Genomic DNA, 21,964 nt, shown 5'->3' on the forward strand with positions numbered 1-21,964 from the left:
GCTAGGCTTGGCGTGACTTTTTTCCATGTTGGGGGATGCGTTATGTCGATGATTCGTGTGCTGGCGGTGTCTGCCCTGGCGTTATTGGTTCTGCCTTTTCAGGTGGCAAAGGCGCAAACGCCTTCTGATTGGGCGACTTACAACCAGGTGTTTGAAGATGGGGCTCGTCATGCGGCGTGGTGGCAAACGGGATGGACAGGCATTTATGCGGCAAGTCTTGCCTTTGATGCGTATCAGTCCAGCGAAGCGAGTAGCCGCGATGACCGCTTTGATTCGCGCGTGGGCGTGGTCAAATCAGCGTTGGCGTTAGGCGGCATGCTGACGGATCGGCAGCCGCACCAGGCGGCGTTGGCTGAGTATCAGCGGTTGAAGGCACAGGGTGAATTAAGCGACGTGCAGGCATTGGGTTTACAGCTGGCCAGAGCCGAACGGGCGCGCCGTGGCGTTGATGCGCGCATCAGCTCGCTGGTGGTGAATAGCATCGCCGGGGCCGTTATTGCGGCGGATGGCCGCGAGCGGGATGGTGCGGTGAATTTTGCCACCGGGATGCTGGTTAATGAGCTGCAGATATGGACACAGCCCAACCAGGCTTCCAACGCGATCAACCAGTTTCAGCCGGCTAGCGTTTCCGTTGGCTCTGTCACTCTGGAGGGTGAGTACGCGCTGTTGGTCTCGCCTCAGCAGATCGGTGCTGTGTGGCGTTACTAAACATCGCGTCACTAAAATGCGTCTAATCGCTCCTCTGGCATTGTCAGCACCGTTGGAGCGCGTAAAATGTCGCCCTCTTTTTTGCTTCATCAACTGTTATGTTATAACTTATTTATTCGTAAGCGAGGGCACTCAATGAGTGAGCATACGCATCACCATAATAGGGAAGGTCCTTGTCATTTTTCGCTGATGTCGCTGTCTGCCGTGAAGCGGTTGAGCCTGGTGGCATTGCCGCTGCTGGCGCTGTGGGCCTTGGTGGTTTGGGCCAGCGGGTGGCCGTTATGAGTGAGCCTTCTCTTTCACGACTGCAGTTGCAGGATCTTCATCTGGCCCAGGGTGGGCGCACGGTGCTTGAGCATGTGGATGGCGACATAAAGCCAGGGGCCATTACGGCGCTTATCGGCGCGAACGGGGCCGGTAAAAGCACGTTGATTCAGGCGATTATGGGCGAGCTTCGCCCGACCAGCGGCAAGGTGCTCTGCAATGTGGATAACGCCCGCCGTGCGTGGCTGCCCCAGCAGTTGGCGTTAGACCTGACTTTTCCGATGAGTGTGGAAGAGCTGGTGATGACCGGTAGCTGGCCAAGCCACGGGGCACTGACAGGGTATTGCGCGGCGCATTACCGCAAGGGTCGCGACATCATGGCCCGCTTGGGCATTTCCGATTTGGCGCATCGGCCATTGGGCGAGCTTTCTGGCGGCCAGCGCCAGCGGGCATTGATTGGCCGCACCCTGATGCAGGAAGCCGAGCTATTACTGCTCGATGAGCCGTTTGCCAACGTGGATAGCGATACGGTGAATGTTTTGATCCCTATCCTGCGCCAGATGGCCGATGACGGCGCCACCATCGTGGTTGTGCTGCATGATATGGATCACCTGAGCCGCCTGGCGGATGAAGTGCTGATGCTGAGTGGCGGCCATGGCCGCTGGGTTGCGCCGAGCGCGTTGAACCACTCGCATGCCCCGGCAAAGGTTGTGCCGTTTACCTTGGGAGAGCGTCATGCTAGCACTTCTTGATGCATGGTTCGTGGCGCCCTTTGATTATGGCTTTATGCGCCGAGCGGTAGTCGGCGGCCTGGCACTGTCACTGGCCGCGCCGCCACTTGGGGTGTTTCTGGTGTTGCGCGGCATGAGCCTGATTGGCGATGCGATGGCCCATGCGATTCTGCCCGGTGTTGCCATCGGCTTTCTGCTGGCAGGGTTTTCGCTGCCGGTGATGAGTGTTGGCGGCGTGCTGTTCGGGGTGATGGTGGCGTTACTTGCCGGGGCCGTGTCGAAAATGGGCGGCCAGCGGGAAGATGCGGCTATGGCGAGCTTCTTTATTATTTCACTGGCGGCTGGGGTCATGCTGATTTCCATGGGTGGCAGCAGCGTGGATCTGACCCATGTATTGTTCGGCTCAATTCTGGCGGTCAACTCTACGGCGTTATTGCTGATTGCCTCTATCAGTACGCTGATTGTGATTATCCTGGCAATTATTTTCCGCGCCTTGGTGGTGGAGTGTCTGGACCCGCTGTTTCTGCGCGGGCAAAGCCGCCGCAGTGGCTGGGTACATAGTGTTTTTCTGGGCTTGCTGGTACTCAACCTGACGGCGGGGTTTCAAACCCTGGGCACCTTGATGGCCGTGGGGTTGATGATGCTGCCCGCCACCGCCGCACGGTTCTGGAGCAAGCGGCTGGAAGGCCTGATTGGCATTGCGGTGGTGTTGGCGATGGTTTCCAGCACCGGTGGGCTCTTGCTTTCGTTTCATCTGGATACGCCGTCTGGGCCAAGCATTATCTTGCTGGCCGGGCTGGGGTATCTATTGTCGGCACTGTTCGGCCGCTATCACAGCTTGGCCGCCAAGCTACGGCGAAAGACAACGCCGCTGGCGCTTGAACAGTCGTCATAACGGTCTGTTATTGTTTTTTTAAGGAGCACAGTATGTCGCTTTCCTCTTCTTCACGCTGGCTGGTGGGCGTTTCTGCCATGCTGGCGCTTCCAGCAGCGATCGCCAACGAGCGGGTTCAGGTGGTCACCAGCTTTTCGATTCTGGCGGATATGGTCAAAAACGTGGGTGGCGAGCACGTCGAGGTGACCTCATTGGTCGGCTCTGACAGTGACACCCATATGTACTCGCCAAGCCCAGGCGATGCCCGTGCATTGGCAGGAGCCGACTTGGTGGTCTTTAACGGCTTGCTGTTTGAGGGCTGGATGGAGCGCCTGATCGAATCCAGTGATTACCACGGGGCGCTGGTTACCGCCACAAACGGCCTTCAGCCACGCGCCTTGGGCGAGGCTGGCCATGACGAATCCGGTCACGATGAACATGGCCACGATGAACACGGTCACGACGAACCCGATCATGACGAGCACGGCCACGACGAACACGGTCACGACGAACACGGTCACGACGAGCACGATCACGACGAGCCCGATCATGACGAGCACGGCCACGACGAACATGGCCATGACGAACACGGTCACGAAGAAGCCGATCACAGCGAACACGCTCACGGTGATGATGACCCTCACGCCTGGCAGGATCTGCAGCAGGCACAGGTCTACGTGGCCAATATTCGTGATGGATTGATGGAAGCCGACAGCGCAAATGCGCAAAGCTATCAGGCCAACGCGGAACGCTATTTGGCCGAGATAGCCGCAGTGGACAGTGAGATTCGCGATATCCTGAGTGATATCCCTGCCTCTGCCAGCGTGATTACGGGTCATGATTCCTTTGGTTATTTTTCCAGTGCTTACGGCGTCAACTTCCTATCGCCCGTGGGGCTTTCCACCGAAGCAGACCCCAGCGGGGCCAGCATGGCGGCACTGGTGGATGTGATCGAACAGGAAAACGTCCAGGCACTGTTTCATGAAAACATGACCAATCAGGCGATCATCAACCAGCTCGCCGAAGAGACCGGCCTGCCGATTGCGGGCACCCTGTATGCCGATGCATTGGCCAGTGAAGGCGATGCCAACACGTATCTGGGCATGATGCGTCATAACGCCAAGGTATTGCACTCAGCGCTTGCTGGGGCGGAACAGGCTGACCACGATGATCATGGTCATGACCACTGATCAAGAATGTAAACGATTGAATACCGCCTACGGGCGGTATTTTTTTTGGATTGCATTCTACGCTCGAGACGGAGAGACTTGGCCGCAACCCTGCCACTCCCCTAATGCAAGAGCCCATGCCATGCGTGTAAACGCCGATTTTAGCCATTTTGTCTCTGTTATCCCGGAAGAATATCAATGGGTCGATTCTCCCAGTGCTGGCGTAGAAAGGATGATGCTGGACCGTATTGGCGATGAAGTTGCCCGAGCGACAAGCCTGGTTCGCTATGCGCCGAACAGCCAGTTCAGCCGCCATACTCATGATGGCGGCGAAGAAATATTAGTCCTGGAGGGGGTATTTGCCGATGAACACGGCCGTTACCCTGCGGGTTGCTATCTGCGCAACCCAATCGGCACAGGTCACACGCCACACATCGGCGAAGAAGGTGCGTTGATTCTGGTAAAGCTGCACCAGTTTCATCCCGACGACATCCTTCAGCTGGCCGTCCCGGCGCATCGCCTCCCCTGGCAACCTGATAGACGCCCTGGTATTACGTACAAAATGCTGCACACCTATAGTTCAGAGGGCTATGGCTCTGAACGGATCAGCCTGGAACGCTGGGACGCTAATACCACGGTCGCTTATCCGCCGTTGCGGGGTGGTTTAGAACTTTTTGTGCTGGAGGGAACGCTGCTGTGTGATGGTCAGGAGTACGCGGCAGGCAGCTGGTGTCGCTATCCTATCGGCGCGGCACCGACGCTGGAAGCCGGCCCTCACGGCGCGCAGCTATATCTGAAACGCGGTCATCTGGCCTTTATCAATTCACCAGACCAATAAAGGGTAGGAGCGTCAGGAGTATGATCATGGCCACGGCCAGGATGACCAGAGCCACCTGAAGCGGGTGGGCAACCAGGCGGCGCCAGAGGGTCGGCGCTTCGCCATTGGCCAGCGCATCCTGGTGTTCCCGGCGCACGCGCTCAAACCGCTTGGCCTGATAATCGGCAAGCACCGCTTGTGCCCTCTCCTTCTCGCGATTATCACGCAACCAGATAGCCTCTACGCCCAGGCGAAAAAAACCTGCCTGGGTTTCGTAGGTGTCAAACCCCTGTTCTTCCAATAGTTGGCGAACTTCGAGGGCTTCTTCCTCTGTGACATGACGCAGCCGGAACAGCAGATGCGCCATGCTTAGTCTCCTTTACCGGCCATGCGGTCGGCCTGAATCACTTCAATCCAGTAGCCATCCGTGTCCTTGATGAAAATAACATCCTGCATTTTGCCCTGATCGGCGCGCTTAACGAAGGTGACATCGTGTTCGTCAAACCATGCCTGAGCGGCTTCCAGGTTGGGAACGCAAAAGCAGATATGGCCAAAGCCCTGAGGTTCGGCATTACCATCATGATAGGCAAAATCCTGCTGGTCTTCGGTTCCCCAGTTATGCGTCAACTCCAGCAACCCTTTCTGACTGAATGTCCAGGCCGTTCGAGCCGAGGCGTCTTCGGGCACGCTATCGCTATCTTCCACGTTGGACAGAAAGTAGAGAGAAAACTGCATTTCCTCAAAATCCAACCGGCGCAGAACCTGCATGCCAAACACCTGGGAATAAAAGGCCAGTGCGCGCGCGGGATCCTTGATGCGCAACATTGTATGGTTGAGTCGAAAGCCCTGGGTTTCCTCAGGGGGTGCCGTCACGCCTGGGTGGTGCTCGCCACTAAATGCCATCGTTGAGTCTCCTTGGTTAGTCGCCATGATTTGTACAAAAGTCATTCCATGTACAATATATTCAAGACCGTCATATTCAGGACCGTCATATTCAAGACCGTCATATTCAAGACCGTCACACGTTTTCTGATGGTGACGGCTTGCTGTTTTCAAATGCCTGTTTTTAAGTACCTGTTTTTAAGCACCTGTTTTAAGCCGATAGGACCTTCAGGCCAGTATGCAGGCTGAGCGCTGATACACGCAACGGGCGACCCCGCCCCTTTTGAGGAGATACTAGTATGTCACGAGATCGCAATGTTTTAGGTGAGCCACTGACACCTTGCTGCCACGAGCCTGTTACTGGATTTTATCGCGATGGTTTTTGTCGCGTCGGCGTTGAGGACCAGGGCGTTCATGCGGTATGCGCCATGGTCACGGAAGAGTTTCTGGCCTATTCGCGCGCCCAGGGGAATGATCTTGTGACATCTCGTCCTGAATTTGGCTTTCCGGGCCTTATGCCAGGCGACCGTTGGTGCTTGTGTGCCAGTCGCTGGAAAGAAGCCGCTGATGTCGGCCTGGCACCGCCCATCATTCTCAGCGCAACACATGAAAAAGCGCTGGATGTGATTCCCTTAAAACTGCTGCAGCAACATGCCCTGGACGCTGCACGCTAACCACAACGAAGCATTTGATGGCCTCGCCTGTAAAGGTTTTCGTTTTTTCGAAGAATGCGCTGGAAGAATTTAATAATTACTCTACACTTATTATCCAAAGGCTATACAAAAATCCCTTTCAGCCGTATCAGCCTGTTATCAGGAGTTGATCATGACGAGTATTGATTATCAGCTTGGCGACCGCCTCAGCTATCGCGAGTTATCTCGCGCAGTTCATAATGGTTTTTCCCCCATCGTGGAAGTGGAATCAATGGATGGCATCTACACCGTGCGCTTTCACCATGCTAACGGTGTTTCCAACTTAAGCGATAATGAGGGGCGTGTGTGCTCGTTTCTTGGCACCGGTGAAATCCGCGATAAGCTAAGCCAATTAGGTTTTCACCACGGCGTGCTTACCTTCGCCGATCAATGCGGGGATGAAATGATTGGCACACCCGGCCGAGCGATGACCCCGGATGAAATGCTGACCTACGGTACACGCATCGCCTTTCGGTAAATAATTCGCTAGGATGGCGCTTCTGAAAACGACAGGGGCGCTTGTGAGGCTTTGTAAGCCTGATCCTCAAGCTGAGACGCACCCTCAAGCACCTGAACCGGATAATGCCGGCGTAGGGAGTCGTGGGGCTTCTCTGCCTCACTGCCTCCCAGCCGGGAGGATGTCATGACAATACCCTCGCCACCATCTCCATCAATATTTTCATCAATGCCTTCATCGGCATCTTCGCTTGGTCAGCATCTGGCCGCTTTGCGACAACTCACGCCGTTGACCCACTGCATGACCAATTATGTGGCGATGAACAGCAGCGCCAATGTGTTACTTGCTCTTGGTGCCTCACCGGCCATGTTGCACGAACAGGAAGAGGTCGTGGAGTTTGTGCGTCTATCGGCGGCTCTTTCCATTAACATTGGCACGATCTCCACCCCTTGGGCGCACAGTATGCGTCTGGCAGCCCGTACGGCGCATGAAGACGACACGCCGTGGGTATTAGACCCTGTGGCCGTGGGCGCCACCGCTTACCGACAAGCACTGTGCGCTGAGCTGTTAGCATTAAAGCCGAGTGCCATTCGCGGTAATGCCTCAGAAATTCTCAGCCTCAATGGTATTGCCAACCCTGGGCGTGGCGCTGATAGTACCGCCAGCGTAGAGGAGGCTCACACCGCCGCCTGTCAACTGGCACGCCAGCAGCACTGCATTGTGGCGGTCAGTGGTGAAACCGATATCATCACCGACGGACAGCAATCGATACGCATTCACGGTGGGCACGCCTTAATGCCTCGCGTTACCACGCTGGGTTGCGCTCTCAGTGCAACGGTGGCTGCGTTTATTGGCGCTGCACCTTCCACCCCTTTGACCGCCACTGCCGCTGCCTTTGGCTGTTTTGCGCTGGCAGGCCAACAAGCAGGTAGCACGGCCGGTGGGCCCGGCAGCTTTGCGCCTGCGTTTCTGGATGCCCTGTACCAGCTTTCCCCGCAAGACCTGGATACCCGGTTAACATGGGAGATGATTGATGCCGTTTGATCTTTCGGTGTATCTGGTGACGGATGCCACGCTGTGTGCTGCCAAAGGGCTAGAGCGCACGGTAGAAGAAGCTGTCGCCGGAGGGGTCAGTATCGTCCAGTTACGTGACAAATACGCCACCGACCAGGCCATGACAGCGCAGGCAAAGCGACTGAAAAGCCTGCTTGCTGGCAGTCATGTTCCTTTGATTATTAATGACCGCCTTGAGGTCGCTCTGGCAAGCCAGGCAGATGGCCTTCATGTCGGGCAAAGCGATGCAGCGATTGAACGGGCTCGTCAAGTGCTTGGCCCAGAGGCGATTCTCGGGCTTTCAGTGAATACCCTGGCGCAGCTTGCCAGCGCCCCTGTCAGTCAGCTGGATTATTTCGGCTTTGGGCCCGTCTTTGCCACACCCAGTAAAGGCGACCATGAACCTCCGATTGGTTTTGATGGATTGGCCGCCTTGACGGCGGCGAGCCAACTGCCAGGTGTTGCCATTGGCGGGTTGAAAGCCGCCCATATTGAACACGCAAAACGCAGTGGTGCCGCTGGGATAGCCGTCATATCCGCTATCTGCGGCCAACGCTCCCCCCGCGATAGCGCGAACGAACTGGCTAGGCGGTGGGCCGACGCTTAAGGCTTGTACGGCGGTCGTGGTAAGCAATGGCCAGACCGCTACCAATAATCAGCACACTTCCCACCAGCACCCAGATATCGGGCAGTTCTCCCCAGAACCACCAACCCAGCAAAACCGCCCAAACCATGGCGGTATAATCAAAGGGTGCCGCAATCGCTGCTGGCGTATACCGAAACGCAACGGTAATAAAAGCCGTTGCCCCTATCCCCAACACGCCCGAGGCCAGAAAACCTAGCCAGTGTTCAGAGAGGGGCGTTTTCCAGACCCAAGGTAAGGTCATGGCGGTCAGTAGCATCGGCACCAGCGTCATATAGAACAACATGGCCCAGAGATGCTCCCGCCCGCCGTAACGGCGTGCGGTAATCATCATCAAGGCATAACAGACGGCGGCCGCCACCATGATCAAAGCACCGACTTGGAAGGCGTCTCCGCCCGGACGGACCACGATTACAACGCCGACGAAACCAATCAACGAGGCAACCAAGACGGGAAGGTCAATACGCTCACCCAGTAAAGGCACCGAAAGCAAGGTCACAAACATCGGCGCGACAAACGCAATGGCCGTTGCTTCTGCCAGTGGCAACAGGGTTAACCCCCAAACAAAAAACCCCATGGTGCCGGTATAGATCAGGCCACGTAGCAGATGGACCCGTGGCCGCCGCGTTTTTAACTTGCGCAGCCCACCTGCAAAATAAGCAAGCACGGCAATCAGCGGTAACGACACCAGCGTACGAAAAAAAACGATCTGCAAGGGTGAATAGGTTTCCCCCAGCCATTTGGATACCGCATCCCCCAGCGCCAGAAAGAGCACACCAACACACATGAAAACAATACCTTTAAGTGATGATGTCATGCATGTCTCCCTCTCTGAACGGTGGTAGATAGCGGTTAATTGGCAAGGGCCGATAAATTAAAACCATCAAAAAAAGCTGCTCAAAAGAACAGCCCTATTAATAAATCCTAACAATAATGCAGAAACATACAACCAAAAAGCCCCCGCAAGGTCATCCTTGCGGGGGCTTTACGTCATTCTGCAGGTTTACAGGCTGGCGTTGACAACCATGCAGTCCATGCCCTGTGAACGAAGCTTCTGGCACGCTCGGTACGCTTGCTGCTCCTCAAGGGAGACTAAACGGGAGCGAAACAGCGACGCCTGACCAGGAACCGCTTCTACTTTCACGAGACCATTAACGTCCGTGCTTAAACGCTGTGCAGCCTGAGAAGCCAGACGATGAGCATCGTTTTCCTGACTAAAAGCCCCCAGCTGGATACCCCAGTCGGATGAACGATGCATCGCGGTCGTTGGTGCGGGCGGCGCAGGCGTCACGGACGGGGAAGGCGCAGGTGCCGGGGTCACAGGCGGCGCCGGCTCAATCACCTCGCGTACCGCAACGTTGCGTACTTGCGTATTCTGGGAACTACCATTCTGAGCGTTGTTGAACGCTGGCGTACTTGGAAGTGAGGCATTTGAAGCTGAAGCACTTGACGCCGAGCCGCTTGACACAGAACCAGCAGAAACCCTGTTTGCTGGACGGGAAGCGGTATAGGTGGGCTGAGTGTAAACCGGTGGCCGACCATCGAAGTGCATATATTCCCGCGAGAACTCCGCATTGGCTAACCAGTTGCCTCGGTCACGAAGGCCAGCACGCATGAAACCGCGGTCCAGCAAGTCAGCCATATGATCATTACGCGACTGTCCGGTGAATCCACCCATGACAATACCCACCAGACGACGATTGCCTCGCACAGCGGTCGTGGCGACATTGAAGCCCGAGGCACGAATAAAGCCGGTTTTCAAACCATCAACACCAGGGTAATTAGTGACCAGGCGGTTATGGCTTGTGTGCGTTTTACCTTTATAGGTAAACGATTTAAGCGAAAAATAGTGATAGTACTGCGGAAAATCCTGTATCACATGCACCGCCAGACTCATCATGTCACGGGCGGTGGTTACCTGCCCGCTGTCAGGCAAGCCAGAGGCATTTTTGAAGGTGGTGGATGTCAGACCAAGTTCACGGGCTCGCTCCGTCATCTGCAACGCAAACATGCTTTCTGAACCGCCTAACGCTTCTGCGACAACGGCCGCTACGTCGTTGGCAGAGCGCACAGCCAGTGCGCGAATCGCCTCATCAACCGTAATGGTGCTACCCGCGGGCAACCAAAGTTTCACGGCAGGCTTTGCGGCGGCCTGACTGGAAACCGGCAATGGCTGATTTAGCGAAAGGCGACCGCTCTCAAGCGCCTCGAACGCCATATAAAGCGTCATCATTTTAACCAGCGATGCGGGATAACGACGCTCATCAACATTCTCTGCGTAAAGAACTTCCCCTGATTCCAGGTCGATCATCATCCCTGCATAACGAGGGTTCGCCTGGGCGGAGTAGGGTACCGCAAGTGTCAATAACATCAGTAACGTCAGCGCAATAAAAGCGGCTGTTCGATAGATGGCACTGTGCTGGACGATAGAGCGTTTCACAGTCTGCATGCTTAAGCCTCGATAAATTCCTTGTTCATGACACTATCTCGTTACTGATGGCCGGAGCGCCACAGTGTTTAGGGCCTGTTTTAATCATTATGGCCAGCTTGCTATTTGACACCAACCAAAATCAAGCAAAAAAACATCAGTTGTGTGATATCGCTCAAGCGAAAGGGTAAAAATAAAAAAAACCGGCCTGATAACAGCTGGCATTATGCCAGAAGTATCAAGCCGGTTTTACCGACATGAAGCACCGAGACAAAAATTAATCTTCTACGGCGATATCTTCAACGATCGGGCGATCGACTAACTCAACGTATGCCATCGGTGCGTTATCACCTGTGCGGAAACCGCACTTGAGAATACGCACATAACCTCCAGGACGCTCGGAGTAGCGTGGGCCCAACTCATTAAAGAGTTTGCCGACAGCTTCTTTCGAGCGTGTGCGGGAGAATGCCAAACGACGGTTAGCAACGCTATCCTGCTTGGCTAAAGTGATCAGCGGCTCAATGACACGACGCAGTTCTTTAGCTTTAGGCAGGGTTGTCTTAATCACTTCGTGCTCGACCAGGGACACAGACATGTTTTTGAACATTGCCTGGCGGTGCGAGCTGGTGCGATTTAAATGACGACCACTCTTACGATGACGCATGGTTGTGATTCCTTACCAAACTGGGACTCAAGTTGACGCTCACGCGGAGGCCTTATCGTCCTTCAGGCTTGCTGGCGGCCAGTTTTCTAACCGCATGCCAAGGGATAAGCCACGTGCTGCCAGTACGTCCTTGATTTCATTCAAGGATTTCTTGCCGAGATTGGGGGTTTTGAGCAGCTCAACTTCTGTACGCTGAATCAAATCACCAATGTAGTAAATATTCTCGGCCTTCAGGCAGTTCGCGCTGCGAACAGTCAGCTCAAGATCGTCTACGGGGCGCAGTAGAATCGGATCAACGTGATCCTCTTCTTCTTCGACTTCTTGCTCTTTATCAGCTTCAAGGTCGACGAAGGCGGCCAGCTGCTCTTGCAGGATGGTCGCACTGCGGCGGATTGCCTCTTCTGGATCCAGGGTGCCGTCTGTTTCCAGATCGATAATCAGCTTATCGAGGTCAGTACGCTGCTCGACACGGGCTGCTTCAACGGCATAAGAAACACGACGCACAGGGCTGAAGGTAGCATCCAGCTGCAGGCGGCCAATAGTACGCGATTCATCATCAGAACCTCGCACATCAGCTGGCTCATAGCCGCGCCCCAGTGCCACTTTAAGCTGAATCTTCAGCTCGGCACCTTCGTTTACGTGCGCAATGACGTGATCCGGGTTGACGATTTCAACGCTGTGATCAAGTGCAATGTCGCCTGCGGTGACGACGGCTGGGCCCTGCTTGTTCAGCGAGAGCACCGCCTCATCGCGGCTGTGCATCTTGATCGCAACATCTTTCAAGTTCAGAAGGATTTCAATTACATCCTCCTGCACCCCTTCGATGGCACTGTATTCGTGCTCGACACCTGCGATTTCAGCCTCAACCACGGCGGCGCCGGGCATGGACGAAAGCAGAATGCGACGCAGTGCATTACCAAGAGTGTGACCAAAACCGCGCTCGAATGGTTCGAGAACGATCTTGGCATGATGTGCGCTAATTTCTTCGACCTTGATATCACGAGGACGGAGAAACTCTGTCACTGAACGCTGCATAAGAACACCTTTCAGGCTGCCAAACGGATTCTGAGCACTCTGGAAACGTCAATCGACTAATATCCAGAATAACCGGGCGGGTTAAGCACCACGCCCGGACATGAAGAAGCCAGTCAAGACTTACTTCGAGTACAGCTCGACGATCAGATTTTCGTTGATGTCGGCAGACAGGTCACCGCGTTCAGGCAGAGCCTTGAAAGTGCCTTCCATCTTCTTGGCGTCTGTTTCGATCCAAGTCACATCGCCACGGTTTGCCGCTAAGGACATTGCGCTTTGAATACGAGCTTGGTTCTTCGCCTTTTCGCGAACGGAAACCACGTCACCTGGCTTAACCTGATAGGAAGCCACGTTGACGGTTTTGCCGTTCACTGCAATCGCTTTGTGGCTGACCAGCTGACGTGCTTCTGAGCGGGTCGAGCCAAAGCCCATGCGGTAGACGACGTTATCCAGTCGGGATTCAAGCAACTGCAACAAAACTTCACCAGTCGCACCTTTCAGGCGAGCGGCTTCTTTGTAGTAGTTGCGGAACTGCTTTTCGAGTACGCCATACATACGGCGTACTTTCTGCTTCTCGCGAAGCTGCAAGCCGTAGTCGGAAAGACGCTGACGACGCTGGCCGTGTACACCCGGGATCTGCTCGGATTTACACTTTTTCTCGAAGGGAGTCACACCACTCTTCAAAAAGAGGTCTGTGCCTTCACGACGAGACAATTTGCACTTCGGTCCAATATAACGAGCCATGAATCTTTCTCCTTAAACGCGGCGTTTCTTCGGCGGACGGCAGCCATTGTGGGGAATGGGCGTCGCGTCAGTGATGCTTTGCACGCGGAAGCCGGCGGCGTTAAGCGCGCGCACGGCAGATTCACGGCCAGGACCTGGGCCTTTGACCAGCACGTCGACGTTTTTCACACCATACTCGGCTGCAGCAGTTGCTGCACGTTCACTTGCTACTTGAGCAGCGAACGGGGTGCTCTTGCGAGAACCACGAAAACCCGAACCACCGGCAGTTGCCCATGACAGAGCATTGCCCTGGCGGTCTGTGATCGTCACGATCGTGTTGTTAAAAGAGGCGTGGATATGCGCTACGGCGTCCACTACCTGCTTTTTAACCTTTTTACGGTTACTACGCGGGTTAGCCATGTTGATGTCTATTCCTGTCTTTACGCCAGAACGTGCGTGTTATTTGCGGATCGGCTTACGCGGGCCCTTACGGGTACGCGCGTTAGTCTTAGTACGCTGACCACGCAGCGGAAGACTACGACGATGACGCAGACCACGATAGCAACCTAAGTCCATGAGACGCTTGATATTCAGCGTAACATCACGGCGAAGGTCGCCTTCTACGGTATATTTACCAACTTCAGAACGAACGGTATCCAGCTCTTCACTGGAAAGGTCCTGAATTTTGGTTGTCAGCGCGATACCAGATGCGGCACAGATGTGCTCAGCACGGGTACGGCCAATACCGAAGATGTAGGTCAGCGAGATCGCCGCATGCTTGTTATCCGGGATATTGACGCCTGCAATACGGGCCATCAGCTTACTCCGAAGTTTGAGCGGCTTGCTCGTTTGTTCATCTTTAAAAGGCGCAACAGAATACCTCTATAAATACTAAAATGCAAATCATGCACCAAGCGATGTCACAGAGGACTTTTTACGCCAACATGTTTCAGGTCAGAATTAACCCTGACGCTGCTTGTGCCGTGGCTCCGTACAAATAACGCGTACAGCGCCATTGCGACGGATAATCTTGCAGTTACGGCACATTTTCTTTACGGAAGCTCGAACTTTCATCGATCTTTCTCCAAAAACCGGCTCGCGGTGCGCCCTCGACAATTATTGCCGAGGGGCTTCCCTCACGGGTATTAAAGCGTTGAACATCGCCTCAGCGCATGATTCCGCCACTGCCGTAGCCTTTCAGATTGGATTTCTTCATTACCGAATCGTACTGATTAGACATCAGATGCGATTGGACCTGAGCCATGAAATCCATAACAACTACTACGACAATCAACAGGGATGTACCGCCAAAGAAAAACGGAACATTCCAGGCCACAATCAAAAACTGGGGCATCAGGGAAACTGCGGTGATGTACAGTGCACCGAATAAAGTCAGACGTGTCATGACTTTATCTATGTAGCGAGCAGTTTGCTCGCCTGGACGAATACCCGGCAAGAACGCACCTGACTTTTTCAGATTGTCAGCCACATCTTTCGGGTTAAAGACCAGCGCTGTGTAAAAGAAGCAGAAGAATACCACTGCCGCCGCGAAAAGCAAGATATAAAGCGGTTGGCCTGGTCCTAACGCCTGTGAAGCACGTTGCAACCACTCCATGCCTTCACCTGCCCCCACCCACTGACCGATCGACGCCGGAAACAGCAGAATACTGGAAGCAAAGATCGCAGGAATAACCCCAGCCATATTCACTTTCAGGGGCAGATAACTGCTTTGGCCCGCATACATCTTGTTTCCCACTTGGCGACGTGGATAGTTCACCTTGAGGCGGCGTTGACCACGCTCAATGAATACCACAAACGCCACAGTGGCAATACCTAACGCAGACAGAGCCAACAGCGGCAACACATTCCAGGCCCCTTCGTTACGCGCAAGCTCGAATGCCTGCCCGACAGCACCTGGAAGTGCGGCCACAATACCGGCAAAGATCAGCAACGAAATACCGTTACCAATCCCTTTCTCGGTAATTTGCTCACCCAGCCACATCATAAATACTGCGCCCGAGACAAAAGTCACGACGGCAGTGAAATAAAAGCTGAAGTCAGCGCTGTAAGCAATGCCCTGGCTAGCCAAGCCAACCGACATACCGGTGGCTTGAATAAAGGCCAGTATCACCGTGCCGTAGCGGGTGTACTGGCTGATCTTGCGGCGGCCGGATTCACCCTCTTTCTTGAGCTGCTCAAGGTGAGGTGAAACCGCGGACATCAGCTGCATGATAATCGACGCAGAAATATAGGGCATTATACCCAGCGCGAGGACACTCATGCGCTCCAGGGCGCCACCCGAGAACATGTTGAACATGCCCAGAATGGTACCCTGTTGCTCCCTGAACAAGGCAGCAAGCTGGTCAGGATTGATACCGGGTACGGGAATGTGGGCACCGATACGGTAAACCACAATGGCGAGGAGCACGAAGCGCAGACGCGCCCATAGTTCACTCAGACCGCTCCCCATCGCCGGCATAGTTCCTGACTTGGCCATTTAGTCCTCTACCTTGCCGCCAGCGGCTTCGATAGCAGCTCGCGCACCCTTGGTGCACTTGATGCCGCGAACGGTAACCGCTTTGTTGAGATCGCCTGACAGGATAATCTTCGCATGACGCGTAGAGTCCTTCAGTACGTTGGCATCTTTCAGTGTTTGCAGTGTCACTTCATCGCCGGCAACTTTTGCCAGCTCAGCCACACGAACTTCCTCAGATACCATCGACTTGGCAGACGTGAAACCGAATTTCGGCAGACGACGCTGCAACGGCATTTGACCGCCTTCGAAACCTGGCTTGACGCTACCGCCACTGCGTGACTTCTGGCCTTTGTGGCCACGGCCACCGGTCTTACCCAGACCGGAACCGATACCACGACCAACACGCTTTTCAGCCTGCTTTGAACCCGGTGCCGGGCTCAGAGTATTGAGTTTCATGGATTACTCTCCCTCAACGCGCACAAGGTAAGTTACCTTGTGGATCATGCCGCGTACGGCGGGGGTGTCTTCCAGCTCAACCGTGTGACCGATGCGACGCAGGCCCAAGCCTTTCATAGTAGCTTTATGCTTGGGCAGGATGCCGATGGTGCTGCGGACCTGGGTAACCTTGATCGTTGCTGCCATGGTATTCACCCCGTGATCGCTTCGACAGACAGACCGCGCTTGGCAGCCACGTCTTCCGGTGCTTTCATTGATGCGAGACCATTAACGGTTGCGCGTACAACGTTGACCGGGTTGGTAGAACCGTAGCACTTGGCCAGAACATCGTGGACGCCTGCTAGCTCAAGTACTGAGCGCATAGCGCCGCCTGCGATGATACCGGTACCTTCGGAGGCCGGCTGCATGTAAACCTTGGAAGCACCGTGACGGGCTTTCACAGGATACTGCAACGTATGACCAGCCAGGTTTACCTTGACCATATTGCGACGTGCTTGTTCCATCGCCTTCTGAATGGCAACTGGCACTTCACGTGCCTTACCACGACCAAAGCCGACACGACCTTTACCATCACCAACGACGGTCAGCGCGGTAAAGCCGAAAATACGACCACCTTTGACCACCTTGGCGACACGGTTGACCTGCACGAGTTTTTCTTGCAGATCGCCGTTTTGCTGTTCGTTCTTCGCCATCGTAAAACCCTTTAGAATTCCAGGCCGCCTTCACGTGCGGCGTCGGCCAGCGCCTTGACGCGGCCGTGGTACATAAAGCCAGCACGATCAAAGGCCACCTGGGTGATGCCTGCTTCTTTTGCGCGTTCGGCAATCAGGGCGCCGACTTTCGTGGCAGCCTCTGTATTACCGGTTGCACCCTCTCGAAGCGCTTTGTCCAGCGTAGATGCACTGGCCAGCACTTTGCCACCATCCGGCGAGATAATCTGCGCATAGATGTGACGTGGGGTACGATTGACGCACAGGCGGAACGCGCCTAGCTCGCGGATCTTGGCGCGAGCACGGCGGGCACGACGGAGACGAGATTCTTTCTTCGCGTTCATAACCCTGCCTTACTTCTTCTTGGCTTCTTTGCGACGCACCTGCTCGTCGGCGTACCGAACACCCTTGCCTTTATACGGCTCAGGGGGACGGAAGGCGCGGATTTCCGCGGCGCACTGACCGAGCTGCTGCTTGTCCGCGCTTTTCAGCACGACAACGGTGTTCTTCGGCGTTTCCGCTGAGACACCTTCAGGCAGTTCGTAGTCGACCGGGTGCGAGAAGCCCAGTGAAAGATTGAGCGTCTTGCCCTTTACTTGGGCACGATAACCGACGCCAACAATTTCGAGAGTTTTTGTGAAACCCTCGGATACGCCCGTGACCAGGTTCTGGACTAAAGCACGAGTTGTGCCAGCCATTGCCCAGCTTTTTGCCGATTCACTCGGCGCGAAGGTCATCTGGCCGTCTTCCTGCGCAACCACAACATCGTTGTGAATCTGCATGGAAAGCGTACCTTGGCCTCCTTTAACGGTCACTTGACCAGCGTCGATTTTAACCTCAACGCCTGCGGGCAGTTTAACCGGATATTTCGCTATGCGGGACATTCCAGCCTCCTAGAATACGGTGCAGATGACTTCGCCACCGACACCCGCTTGGCGCGCGGCACGATCGGTCATGACACCATTGGATGTGGTGACAATCGCGATACCCAGACCATCGGCGACCTTAGGCAGGTTGTCTTTGCCTTTGTACTGACGCAGAGACGGCTTGGAAACCCGCTGGATATGATCGATAACCGGCTTACCCTCAAAGTACTTGAGAGTGACGGTCAATTCGGGCTTGACGCTCTCAGCCACTGAGTAATCAGTGATGTAGCCCTCTTCTTTCAGCACGCGGGCCACTTCCACTTTCAACTTGGAAGACGGCATGGTAGCCGTCTCCTTGGTGGCCATCTGCGCATTGCGGATACGGGTAAACATATCCGCCAGAGTGTCTTGCATGCTCATTTAATGTGCGCTCCTGATGATTCTACGTGGCACTTACCAGCTGGACTTTTTAAGACCAGGGACGTCGCCACGCATGGCGGCTTCACGCAGCTTGTTACGGCCGAGGCCGAACTTGTTATAGAAACCGTGCGGACGGCCGGTAACGCGACAGCGATTACGCTGACGTACCGGGCTTGAATCGCGCGGCAGTTGCTGCAGCTTAAGCTGCGCGTCGAAGCGCTCTTCGTCGGAAGCGTTAACGTCCTGGATGATCGCCTTGAGTTCAGCACGCTTGGCAGCATATTTCGCTACCAGGTTTGTGCGCTTGAGCTCACGCTCTACCATGCTTTTCTTTGCCATGATCCAACCCTTATTTTTTGAAGGGGAAGTTCAACGCACGCAGTAGCGCACGGCCTTCCTCATCGGTGTTGGCGGTAGTGGTGATTGTGACGTCCAATCCCCGAACGCGATCGATCTTATCATACTCGATCTCAGGGAAGATGATCTGCTCACGCACACCCATTGAGTAATTGCCACGACCGTCAAAAGACTTCGGGTTGAGACCACGGAAGTCACGCACGCGTGGAATCGCGATGTTTACCAGACGGTCAAGAAAATCCCACATACGCTCACTGCGCAGTGTGACCTTGATGCCGATCGGCCAACCTTCACGCACCTTGAAGCCCGCGATGGACTTACGTGCTTTGGTCACCAGCGGCTTTTGACCGGAGAGCTTCTCCAGGTCACCGATGGCATTATCGATCAGCTTTTTATCGCTGACCGCTTCGCCGATACCCATATTAAGGGTCACTTTCGTGATCCGGGGCACCTGCATTACGTTGGCGTAGCTGAACTCTTCTTTCAGCTTAGCTACAACCTCGTTTTGATAACGTTCTTTCAAGTTCGCCATTTTGCTACCCGACTCACGTTAGGCGTCGATCTGCGTCTGCGTCGACTTGTAGATACGTACCTTGGTACCGTCTTCCTGGACTTGGAACCCGACGCGATCCGCCTTACCGGTCTCCGAATTGAAGATGGCTACGTTGGACGCGTGAATCGGAGCCTCACGCTCAACGATACCGCCCTGATTTCCCGCCATGGGATTTGGCTTGGTGTGACGTTTAATCATATTCACACCGGACACCACAAAACGTTCTTCTAGAACGCGTTTGACCGTGCCACGTTTGCCTTTATCCTTCCCGGCGATGACGATGACTTCATCGTCACGTTTGATCTTTTGCATATCCGCCTCGCTCCTTACAGCACTTCAGGCGCCAAGGAAATGATCTTCATGAACTTTTCATTACGAAGTTCACGAGTGACCGGCCCGAAAATACGGGTCCCGACCGGCTGTTCGTTGGTATTATTCAACAGAACCGCCGCATTCCCGTCGAAACGGATCAGCGAACCGTCTGGACGACGGACGCCGCTCTTGGTGCGTACGACAACCGCTTTCATGACCTGGCCTTTTTTGACCTTGCCACGAGGGATTGCCTCTTTTACTGATACTTTGATGACGTCACCAACGCGAGCGTAGCGGCGGTGTGAACCACCTAACACCTTGATGCATTGCACCCGGCGCGCTCCGCTGTTGTCAGCGACATCCAGCATTGTCTGAGTCTGAATCATCGGTTTTCTCCAAACCTAATCTGACTGCACTGATTGAACAGGCGCAGGCAATTAACCTTTAGCCTGCTCAACCACCTCGATGAGGGTCCAGGCTTTATTTTTGGACAGCGGACGGCACTCTTGGATAGAGACCGTGTCGCCAGCCTTAGCCTGATTTGTCTCATCATGGGCGTGCAGCTTGGTGGAGCGCTTGACGTATTTTCCGTAGATCGGGTGACGCTCACGACGCTCGATCATTACGACGATGGATTTTTCCATCTTGTCACTCACCACTTTACCGGTGAGTGTACGGGCTTTCTTTTCTTCGGCCATCTCAGTCACCTGCCTTCTCGTTGAGCATAGTCTTCACGCGGGCAATATCCCGACGGACCTGCTTGAGCAGATGAGTCTGGCTCAGTTGGCCAGTGGCCTTCTGCATGCGCAGGTTAAACTGCTCGCGGAGGAGTTCGAGGAGCTGCTCTTGAAGCTCGCCGACTGACTTTTCACGAATTTCCTGGGCTTTCATCACATCACCGTCCGTTTCGCAAAGGTGGTGGATACGGGCATTTTCTGGGCGGCCAGCTCAAACGCTTCACGCGCGAGCTCTTCTGACACACCTTCAATCTCGTATAGGACCCGACCCGGCTGGATCTGGGCGACCCAATACTCGACTGAACCTTTACCCTTACCCATACGAACTTCGAGTGGCTTTTTGGAGATCGGCTTATCAGGGAATACGCGGATCCAGATCTTACCGCCACGTTTAACGTGACGTGTGATCGCACGACGACCGGCTTCGATCTGGCGCGCAGTGATGCGGCCGCGACCGGTAGCCTTGAGGCCATATTCCCCGAAGCTAATCTTGCTTCCGCGATGTGCCAGGCCGCGATTACGACCTTTCTGCACCTTACGGAATTTTAAACGCTTGGGCTGTAACATCGACTCGCTCTCCCCTTACCTGGAACCTTTCTTCTTGGGCGCGTTGCCGGCAGGCTGTTGTTTAGCCTTGGCACGAACTTCCTCAATACCGCCGAGGATTTCACCCTTGAAGATCCACACTTTGACGCCGATGACGCCGTAGGTGGTGTGAGCTTCGTAAGTGGCGTAGTCGATATCCGCACGCAACGTGTGCAGCGGAACGCGACCTTCGCGGTACCATTCAGTACGTGCGATTTCAGCACCACCCAAACGACCTGACAGCTGAATCTTGATACCACCAGCACCGAGACGCATTGCGTTCTGTACCGCACGCTTCATGGCGCGACGGAACATAACACGGCGTTCGAGCTGGCCAGCAACGTTAGCAGCTACCAGTTTGGCATCCAGTTCCGGTTTGCGAACTTCTTCGATGTTCACATGGACCGGGACGCCCATCATCTCGCCGAGATCACGACGGAGACGATCAACATCTTCACCTTTCTTGCCAATCACGATACCCGGACGGGCGGTGTGAATGGTAATACGGGCGTTATTAGCTGGACGCTCGATGTGAATGCGGCTTACGGAGGCGTTTTTGAGACGCTCTTCCAGGAAGCTACGCACTGCGAGATCATTATTGAGCTTATCGGCATAGGCGCCGCGCTCGGCATACCAGACAGAAGCATGGTCTTTGACGATGCCCAGTCGAATGCCTGTTGGATTGACTTTCTGACCCATCTGGTCGACTCCTACTTCTCGGCTACCTTGACGGTGATGTGACAGGTGCGCTTCAAGATACGATCCGCACGCCCTTTGGCACGCGGCTTGATACGCTTGAGCGTCATGCCCTCATCGACGCAGATGGTCGATACACGCAGCTCGTCGATATCCATGCCGTTATTTTCTTCCGCGTTTGCAATGGCGGACTGAAGCACTTTCTTGACCAGTTTGGCAGCCTTCTTCGGTGAGAAGGTCAGCAGGTCGAGCGCCTCGGCGACCGGTTTACCGCGCACCTGGTCAGCCACCAAACGGGCCTTCTGGGCGGATAAACGAGCGCCACGCAACTTAGCTGTGACTTCCATCTCTCAATCCTCTCTGGCTTACCGTTTGGCTTTTTTGTCCGCTACGTGCCCACGGTAAGTGCGGGTGGCAGCGAATTCGCCTAGCTTGTGGCCAACCATTTCCTCGGAAACATGCACCGGGACGTGTTGGCGACCGTTATGTACTGCAATGGTCAGACCTACCATATTTGGTAGAATCATCGAACGACGCGACCAGGTCTTGATCGGTTTACGGTCGTTCTTTTCCACTGCAACCTCTACCTTCTTCAAAAGATGAAGGTCAATAAAGGGACCTTTCTTTAGTGAACGTGGCACAGCCGTTACCTCTTAATT

The 21,964-nt window shown here is 54.7% G+C and carries 36 protein-coding genes and 1 riboswitch; of the genes, 9 read left to right on the forward strand and 27 right to left on the reverse strand.

Annotated elements, in window-relative coordinates; translation table 11 throughout:
• Positions 1-48: 48 nt before the first annotated feature.
• From ACU6TU_RS14955 to ACU6TU_RS14975, 5 genes are all read left to right on the forward strand, one after another.
• Positions 49-708 carry a hypothetical protein gene (locus ACU6TU_RS14955; RefSeq protein WP_447144270.1) on the forward strand — a complete coding sequence of 220 codons (660 nt, stop codon included), beginning with the start codon at positions 49-51 and terminating at the stop codon, positions 706-708.
• A gap of 281 nt (positions 709-989) precedes the next feature.
• The gene (locus ACU6TU_RS14960) at positions 990-1,724 is read left to right on the forward strand and encodes a metal ABC transporter ATP-binding protein (protein ID WP_447144271.1); all 735 of its coding nucleotides are present in this window, start codon (positions 990-992) and stop codon (positions 1,722-1,724) included.
• Positions 1,708-2,598 carry a metal ABC transporter permease gene (locus tag ACU6TU_RS14965; RefSeq protein ID WP_447142183.1) on the forward strand — a complete coding sequence of 297 codons (891 nt, stop codon included), beginning with the start codon at positions 1,708-1,710 and terminating at the stop codon, positions 2,596-2,598. The genes ACU6TU_RS14960 and ACU6TU_RS14965 overlap by 17 nt, the downstream gene beginning before the upstream one ends.
• A 32-nt stretch (positions 2,599-2,630) precedes the next feature.
• Complete coding sequence (locus ACU6TU_RS14970; RefSeq protein ID WP_447142184.1) at positions 2,631-3,767, forward strand: metal ABC transporter solute-binding protein, Zn/Mn family; 1,137 nt, start codon at positions 2,631-2,633, stop codon at positions 3,765-3,767.
• Positions 3,768-3,888: 121 nt separating this feature from the next.
• Positions 3,889-4,584 (forward strand): cupin domain-containing protein, encoded by a 696-nt coding sequence (locus ACU6TU_RS14975; protein ID WP_447142185.1) that lies wholly within the window; start codon positions 3,889-3,891, stop codon positions 4,582-4,584.
• Here ACU6TU_RS14975 and ACU6TU_RS14980 read toward each other — a convergent pair.
• Both ACU6TU_RS14980 and gloA read right to left on the reverse strand, forming a co-directional pair.
• Positions 4,565-4,930, reverse strand: a complete 366-nt coding sequence (locus ACU6TU_RS14980; protein WP_447142186.1) for a DUF6164 family protein — start codon at positions 4,928-4,930, stop codon at positions 4,565-4,567. The two genes, ACU6TU_RS14975 and ACU6TU_RS14980, sit on opposite strands and share 20 nt — an antisense overlap.
• Before the next feature lie 2 nt (positions 4,931-4,932).
• Entirely contained in the window at positions 4,933-5,466 is a 534-nt protein-coding gene (gene gloA, locus ACU6TU_RS14985) for a lactoylglutathione lyase (protein ID WP_447142187.1), read from the reverse strand.
• A gap of 278 nt (positions 5,467-5,744) precedes the next feature.
• Between gloA and ACU6TU_RS14990 the strand changes: the two genes are divergently transcribed.
• From ACU6TU_RS14990 to thiE, 4 genes are all read left to right on the forward strand, one after another.
• The gene (locus ACU6TU_RS14990) at positions 5,745-6,119 is read left to right on the forward strand and encodes a DUF2237 family protein (protein ID WP_447142188.1); all 375 of its coding nucleotides are present in this window, start codon (positions 5,745-5,747) and stop codon (positions 6,117-6,119) included.
• Between the two features lie 151 nt (positions 6,120-6,270).
• Positions 6,271-6,615, forward strand: a complete 345-nt coding sequence (locus ACU6TU_RS14995; protein ID WP_447142189.1) for a DUF6482 family protein — start codon at positions 6,271-6,273, stop codon at positions 6,613-6,615.
• A gap of 23 nt (positions 6,616-6,638) precedes the next feature.
• Positions 6,639-6,751, forward strand: a riboswitch (TPP riboswitch).
• 29 nt (positions 6,752-6,780) lie between these two features.
• Complete coding sequence (thiM, locus tag ACU6TU_RS15000) at positions 6,781-7,638, forward strand: hydroxyethylthiazole kinase (protein WP_447142190.1); 858 nt, start codon at positions 6,781-6,783, stop codon at positions 7,636-7,638.
• Positions 7,628-8,254: a thiamine phosphate synthase gene (thiE, locus tag ACU6TU_RS15005; protein ID WP_447142191.1), complete on the forward strand. Its 627-nt coding sequence runs from the start codon at positions 7,628-7,630 to the stop codon at positions 8,252-8,254. The genes thiM and thiE overlap by 11 nt, the downstream gene beginning before the upstream one ends.
• On the opposite strand, the gene ACU6TU_RS15010 is transcribed toward thiE, so the two are convergent.
• From ACU6TU_RS15010 to rpsS, 25 genes are all read right to left on the reverse strand, one after another.
• A complete protein-coding gene (locus tag ACU6TU_RS15010; RefSeq protein ID WP_447142192.1) occupies positions 8,232-9,107 on the reverse strand; it encodes a DMT family transporter in 876 nt (291 codons plus the stop codon). The genes thiE and ACU6TU_RS15010 overlap by 23 nt on opposite strands.
• Before the next feature lie 186 nt (positions 9,108-9,293).
• Positions 9,294-10,739, reverse strand: coding sequence for a D-alanyl-D-alanine carboxypeptidase (locus tag ACU6TU_RS15015; protein ID WP_447142193.1), 1,446 nt, complete (start codon positions 10,737-10,739; stop codon positions 9,294-9,296).
• 256 nt (positions 10,740-10,995) lie between these two features.
• Positions 10,996-11,382, reverse strand: a complete 387-nt coding sequence (gene rplQ, locus ACU6TU_RS15020) for a 50S ribosomal protein L17 (RefSeq protein ID WP_100820752.1) — start codon at positions 11,380-11,382, stop codon at positions 10,996-10,998.
• 39 nt (positions 11,383-11,421) lie between these two features.
• Complete coding sequence (locus tag ACU6TU_RS15025) at positions 11,422-12,417, reverse strand: DNA-directed RNA polymerase subunit alpha (protein WP_447142194.1); 996 nt, start codon at positions 12,415-12,417, stop codon at positions 11,422-11,424.
• A 120-nt stretch (positions 12,418-12,537) separates the two neighbouring features.
• A complete protein-coding gene (rpsD, locus tag ACU6TU_RS15030) occupies positions 12,538-13,158 on the reverse strand; it encodes a 30S ribosomal protein S4 (RefSeq protein ID WP_447142195.1) in 621 nt (206 codons plus the stop codon).
• Positions 13,159-13,170: 12 nt separating this feature from the next.
• Entirely contained in the window at positions 13,171-13,557 is a 387-nt protein-coding gene (gene rpsK, locus ACU6TU_RS15035) for a 30S ribosomal protein S11 (RefSeq protein ID WP_009723883.1), read from the reverse strand.
• 39 nt (positions 13,558-13,596) lie between these two features.
• Complete coding sequence (gene rpsM, locus ACU6TU_RS15040) at positions 13,597-13,953, reverse strand: 30S ribosomal protein S13 (RefSeq protein WP_447142196.1); 357 nt, start codon at positions 13,951-13,953, stop codon at positions 13,597-13,599.
• Positions 13,954-14,097: 144 nt separating this feature from the next.
• Positions 14,098-14,211 carry a 50S ribosomal protein L36 gene (rpmJ, locus tag ACU6TU_RS15045; protein WP_031384759.1) on the reverse strand — a complete coding sequence of 38 codons (114 nt, stop codon included), beginning with the start codon at positions 14,209-14,211 and terminating at the stop codon, positions 14,098-14,100.
• A 91-nt stretch (positions 14,212-14,302) separates the two neighbouring features.
• The gene (gene secY / locus ACU6TU_RS15050) at positions 14,303-15,634 is read right to left on the reverse strand and encodes a preprotein translocase subunit SecY (RefSeq protein ID WP_447142197.1); all 1,332 of its coding nucleotides are present in this window, start codon (positions 15,632-15,634) and stop codon (positions 14,303-14,305) included.
• Positions 15,635-16,069 (reverse strand): 50S ribosomal protein L15, encoded by a 435-nt coding sequence (rplO, locus tag ACU6TU_RS15055; RefSeq protein WP_447142198.1) that lies wholly within the window; start codon positions 16,067-16,069, stop codon positions 15,635-15,637.
• Between the two features lie 3 nt (positions 16,070-16,072).
• Positions 16,073-16,255, reverse strand: a complete 183-nt coding sequence (rpmD, locus tag ACU6TU_RS15060) for a 50S ribosomal protein L30 (protein WP_100820746.1) — start codon at positions 16,253-16,255, stop codon at positions 16,073-16,075.
• Positions 16,256-16,260: 5 nt separating this feature from the next.
• The gene (gene rpsE / locus ACU6TU_RS15065; RefSeq protein ID WP_100820745.1) at positions 16,261-16,761 is read right to left on the reverse strand and encodes a 30S ribosomal protein S5; all 501 of its coding nucleotides are present in this window, start codon (positions 16,759-16,761) and stop codon (positions 16,261-16,263) included.
• Positions 16,762-16,772: 11 nt separating this feature from the next.
• On the reverse strand, positions 16,773-17,123 hold the full coding sequence (gene rplR / locus ACU6TU_RS15070; RefSeq protein ID WP_100820744.1) for a 50S ribosomal protein L18: 351 nt from the start codon (positions 17,121-17,123) through the stop codon (positions 16,773-16,775).
• Positions 17,124-17,132: 9 nt separating this feature from the next.
• On the reverse strand, positions 17,133-17,663 hold the full coding sequence (gene rplF / locus ACU6TU_RS15075) for a 50S ribosomal protein L6 (protein WP_447142199.1): 531 nt from the start codon (positions 17,661-17,663) through the stop codon (positions 17,133-17,135).
• A gap of 9 nt (positions 17,664-17,672) precedes the next feature.
• Positions 17,673-18,065: a 30S ribosomal protein S8 gene (rpsH, locus tag ACU6TU_RS15080; protein ID WP_447142200.1), complete on the reverse strand. Its 393-nt coding sequence runs from the start codon at positions 18,063-18,065 to the stop codon at positions 17,673-17,675.
• A 33-nt stretch (positions 18,066-18,098) separates the two neighbouring features.
• A complete protein-coding gene (gene rpsN / locus ACU6TU_RS15085; RefSeq protein WP_100820741.1) occupies positions 18,099-18,404 on the reverse strand; it encodes a 30S ribosomal protein S14 in 306 nt (101 codons plus the stop codon).
• Positions 18,405-18,414: 10 nt separating this feature from the next.
• Positions 18,415-18,954, reverse strand: a complete 540-nt coding sequence (gene rplE, locus ACU6TU_RS15090) for a 50S ribosomal protein L5 (RefSeq protein ID WP_447142201.1) — start codon at positions 18,952-18,954, stop codon at positions 18,415-18,417.
• A gap of 18 nt (positions 18,955-18,972) precedes the next feature.
• Positions 18,973-19,287, reverse strand: a complete 315-nt coding sequence (rplX, locus tag ACU6TU_RS15095; protein WP_100820739.1) for a 50S ribosomal protein L24 — start codon at positions 19,285-19,287, stop codon at positions 18,973-18,975.
• A 14-nt stretch (positions 19,288-19,301) separates the two neighbouring features.
• Positions 19,302-19,673: a 50S ribosomal protein L14 gene (gene rplN / locus ACU6TU_RS15100; protein ID WP_100820738.1), complete on the reverse strand. Its 372-nt coding sequence runs from the start codon at positions 19,671-19,673 to the stop codon at positions 19,302-19,304.
• 51 nt (positions 19,674-19,724) lie between these two features.
• The gene (rpsQ, locus tag ACU6TU_RS15105) at positions 19,725-19,985 is read right to left on the reverse strand and encodes a 30S ribosomal protein S17 (protein ID WP_447142202.1); all 261 of its coding nucleotides are present in this window, start codon (positions 19,983-19,985) and stop codon (positions 19,725-19,727) included.
• Between the two features lies 1 nt (position 19,986).
• Positions 19,987-20,178 carry a 50S ribosomal protein L29 gene (gene rpmC, locus ACU6TU_RS15110; protein ID WP_009098999.1) on the reverse strand — a complete coding sequence of 64 codons (192 nt, stop codon included), beginning with the start codon at positions 20,176-20,178 and terminating at the stop codon, positions 19,987-19,989.
• Positions 20,178-20,591 carry a 50S ribosomal protein L16 gene (rplP, locus tag ACU6TU_RS15115; protein ID WP_075880584.1) on the reverse strand — a complete coding sequence of 138 codons (414 nt, stop codon included), beginning with the start codon at positions 20,589-20,591 and terminating at the stop codon, positions 20,178-20,180. The genes rpmC and rplP overlap by 1 nt, the downstream gene beginning before the upstream one ends.
• A 15-nt stretch (positions 20,592-20,606) precedes the next feature.
• Positions 20,607-21,308, reverse strand: a complete 702-nt coding sequence (gene rpsC / locus ACU6TU_RS15120) for a 30S ribosomal protein S3 (protein WP_447142203.1) — start codon at positions 21,306-21,308, stop codon at positions 20,607-20,609.
• Positions 21,309-21,319: 11 nt separating this feature from the next.
• Complete coding sequence (rplV, locus tag ACU6TU_RS15125) at positions 21,320-21,652, reverse strand: 50S ribosomal protein L22 (RefSeq protein ID WP_010626471.1); 333 nt, start codon at positions 21,650-21,652, stop codon at positions 21,320-21,322.
• Positions 21,653-21,670: 18 nt separating this feature from the next.
• Positions 21,671-21,946 (reverse strand): 30S ribosomal protein S19, encoded by a 276-nt coding sequence (gene rpsS / locus ACU6TU_RS15130; protein ID WP_100820735.1) that lies wholly within the window; start codon positions 21,944-21,946, stop codon positions 21,671-21,673.
• Positions 21,947-21,964: the final 18 nt, after the last annotated feature.

This window comes from Halomonas sp. LS-001 (assembly GCF_052983955.1).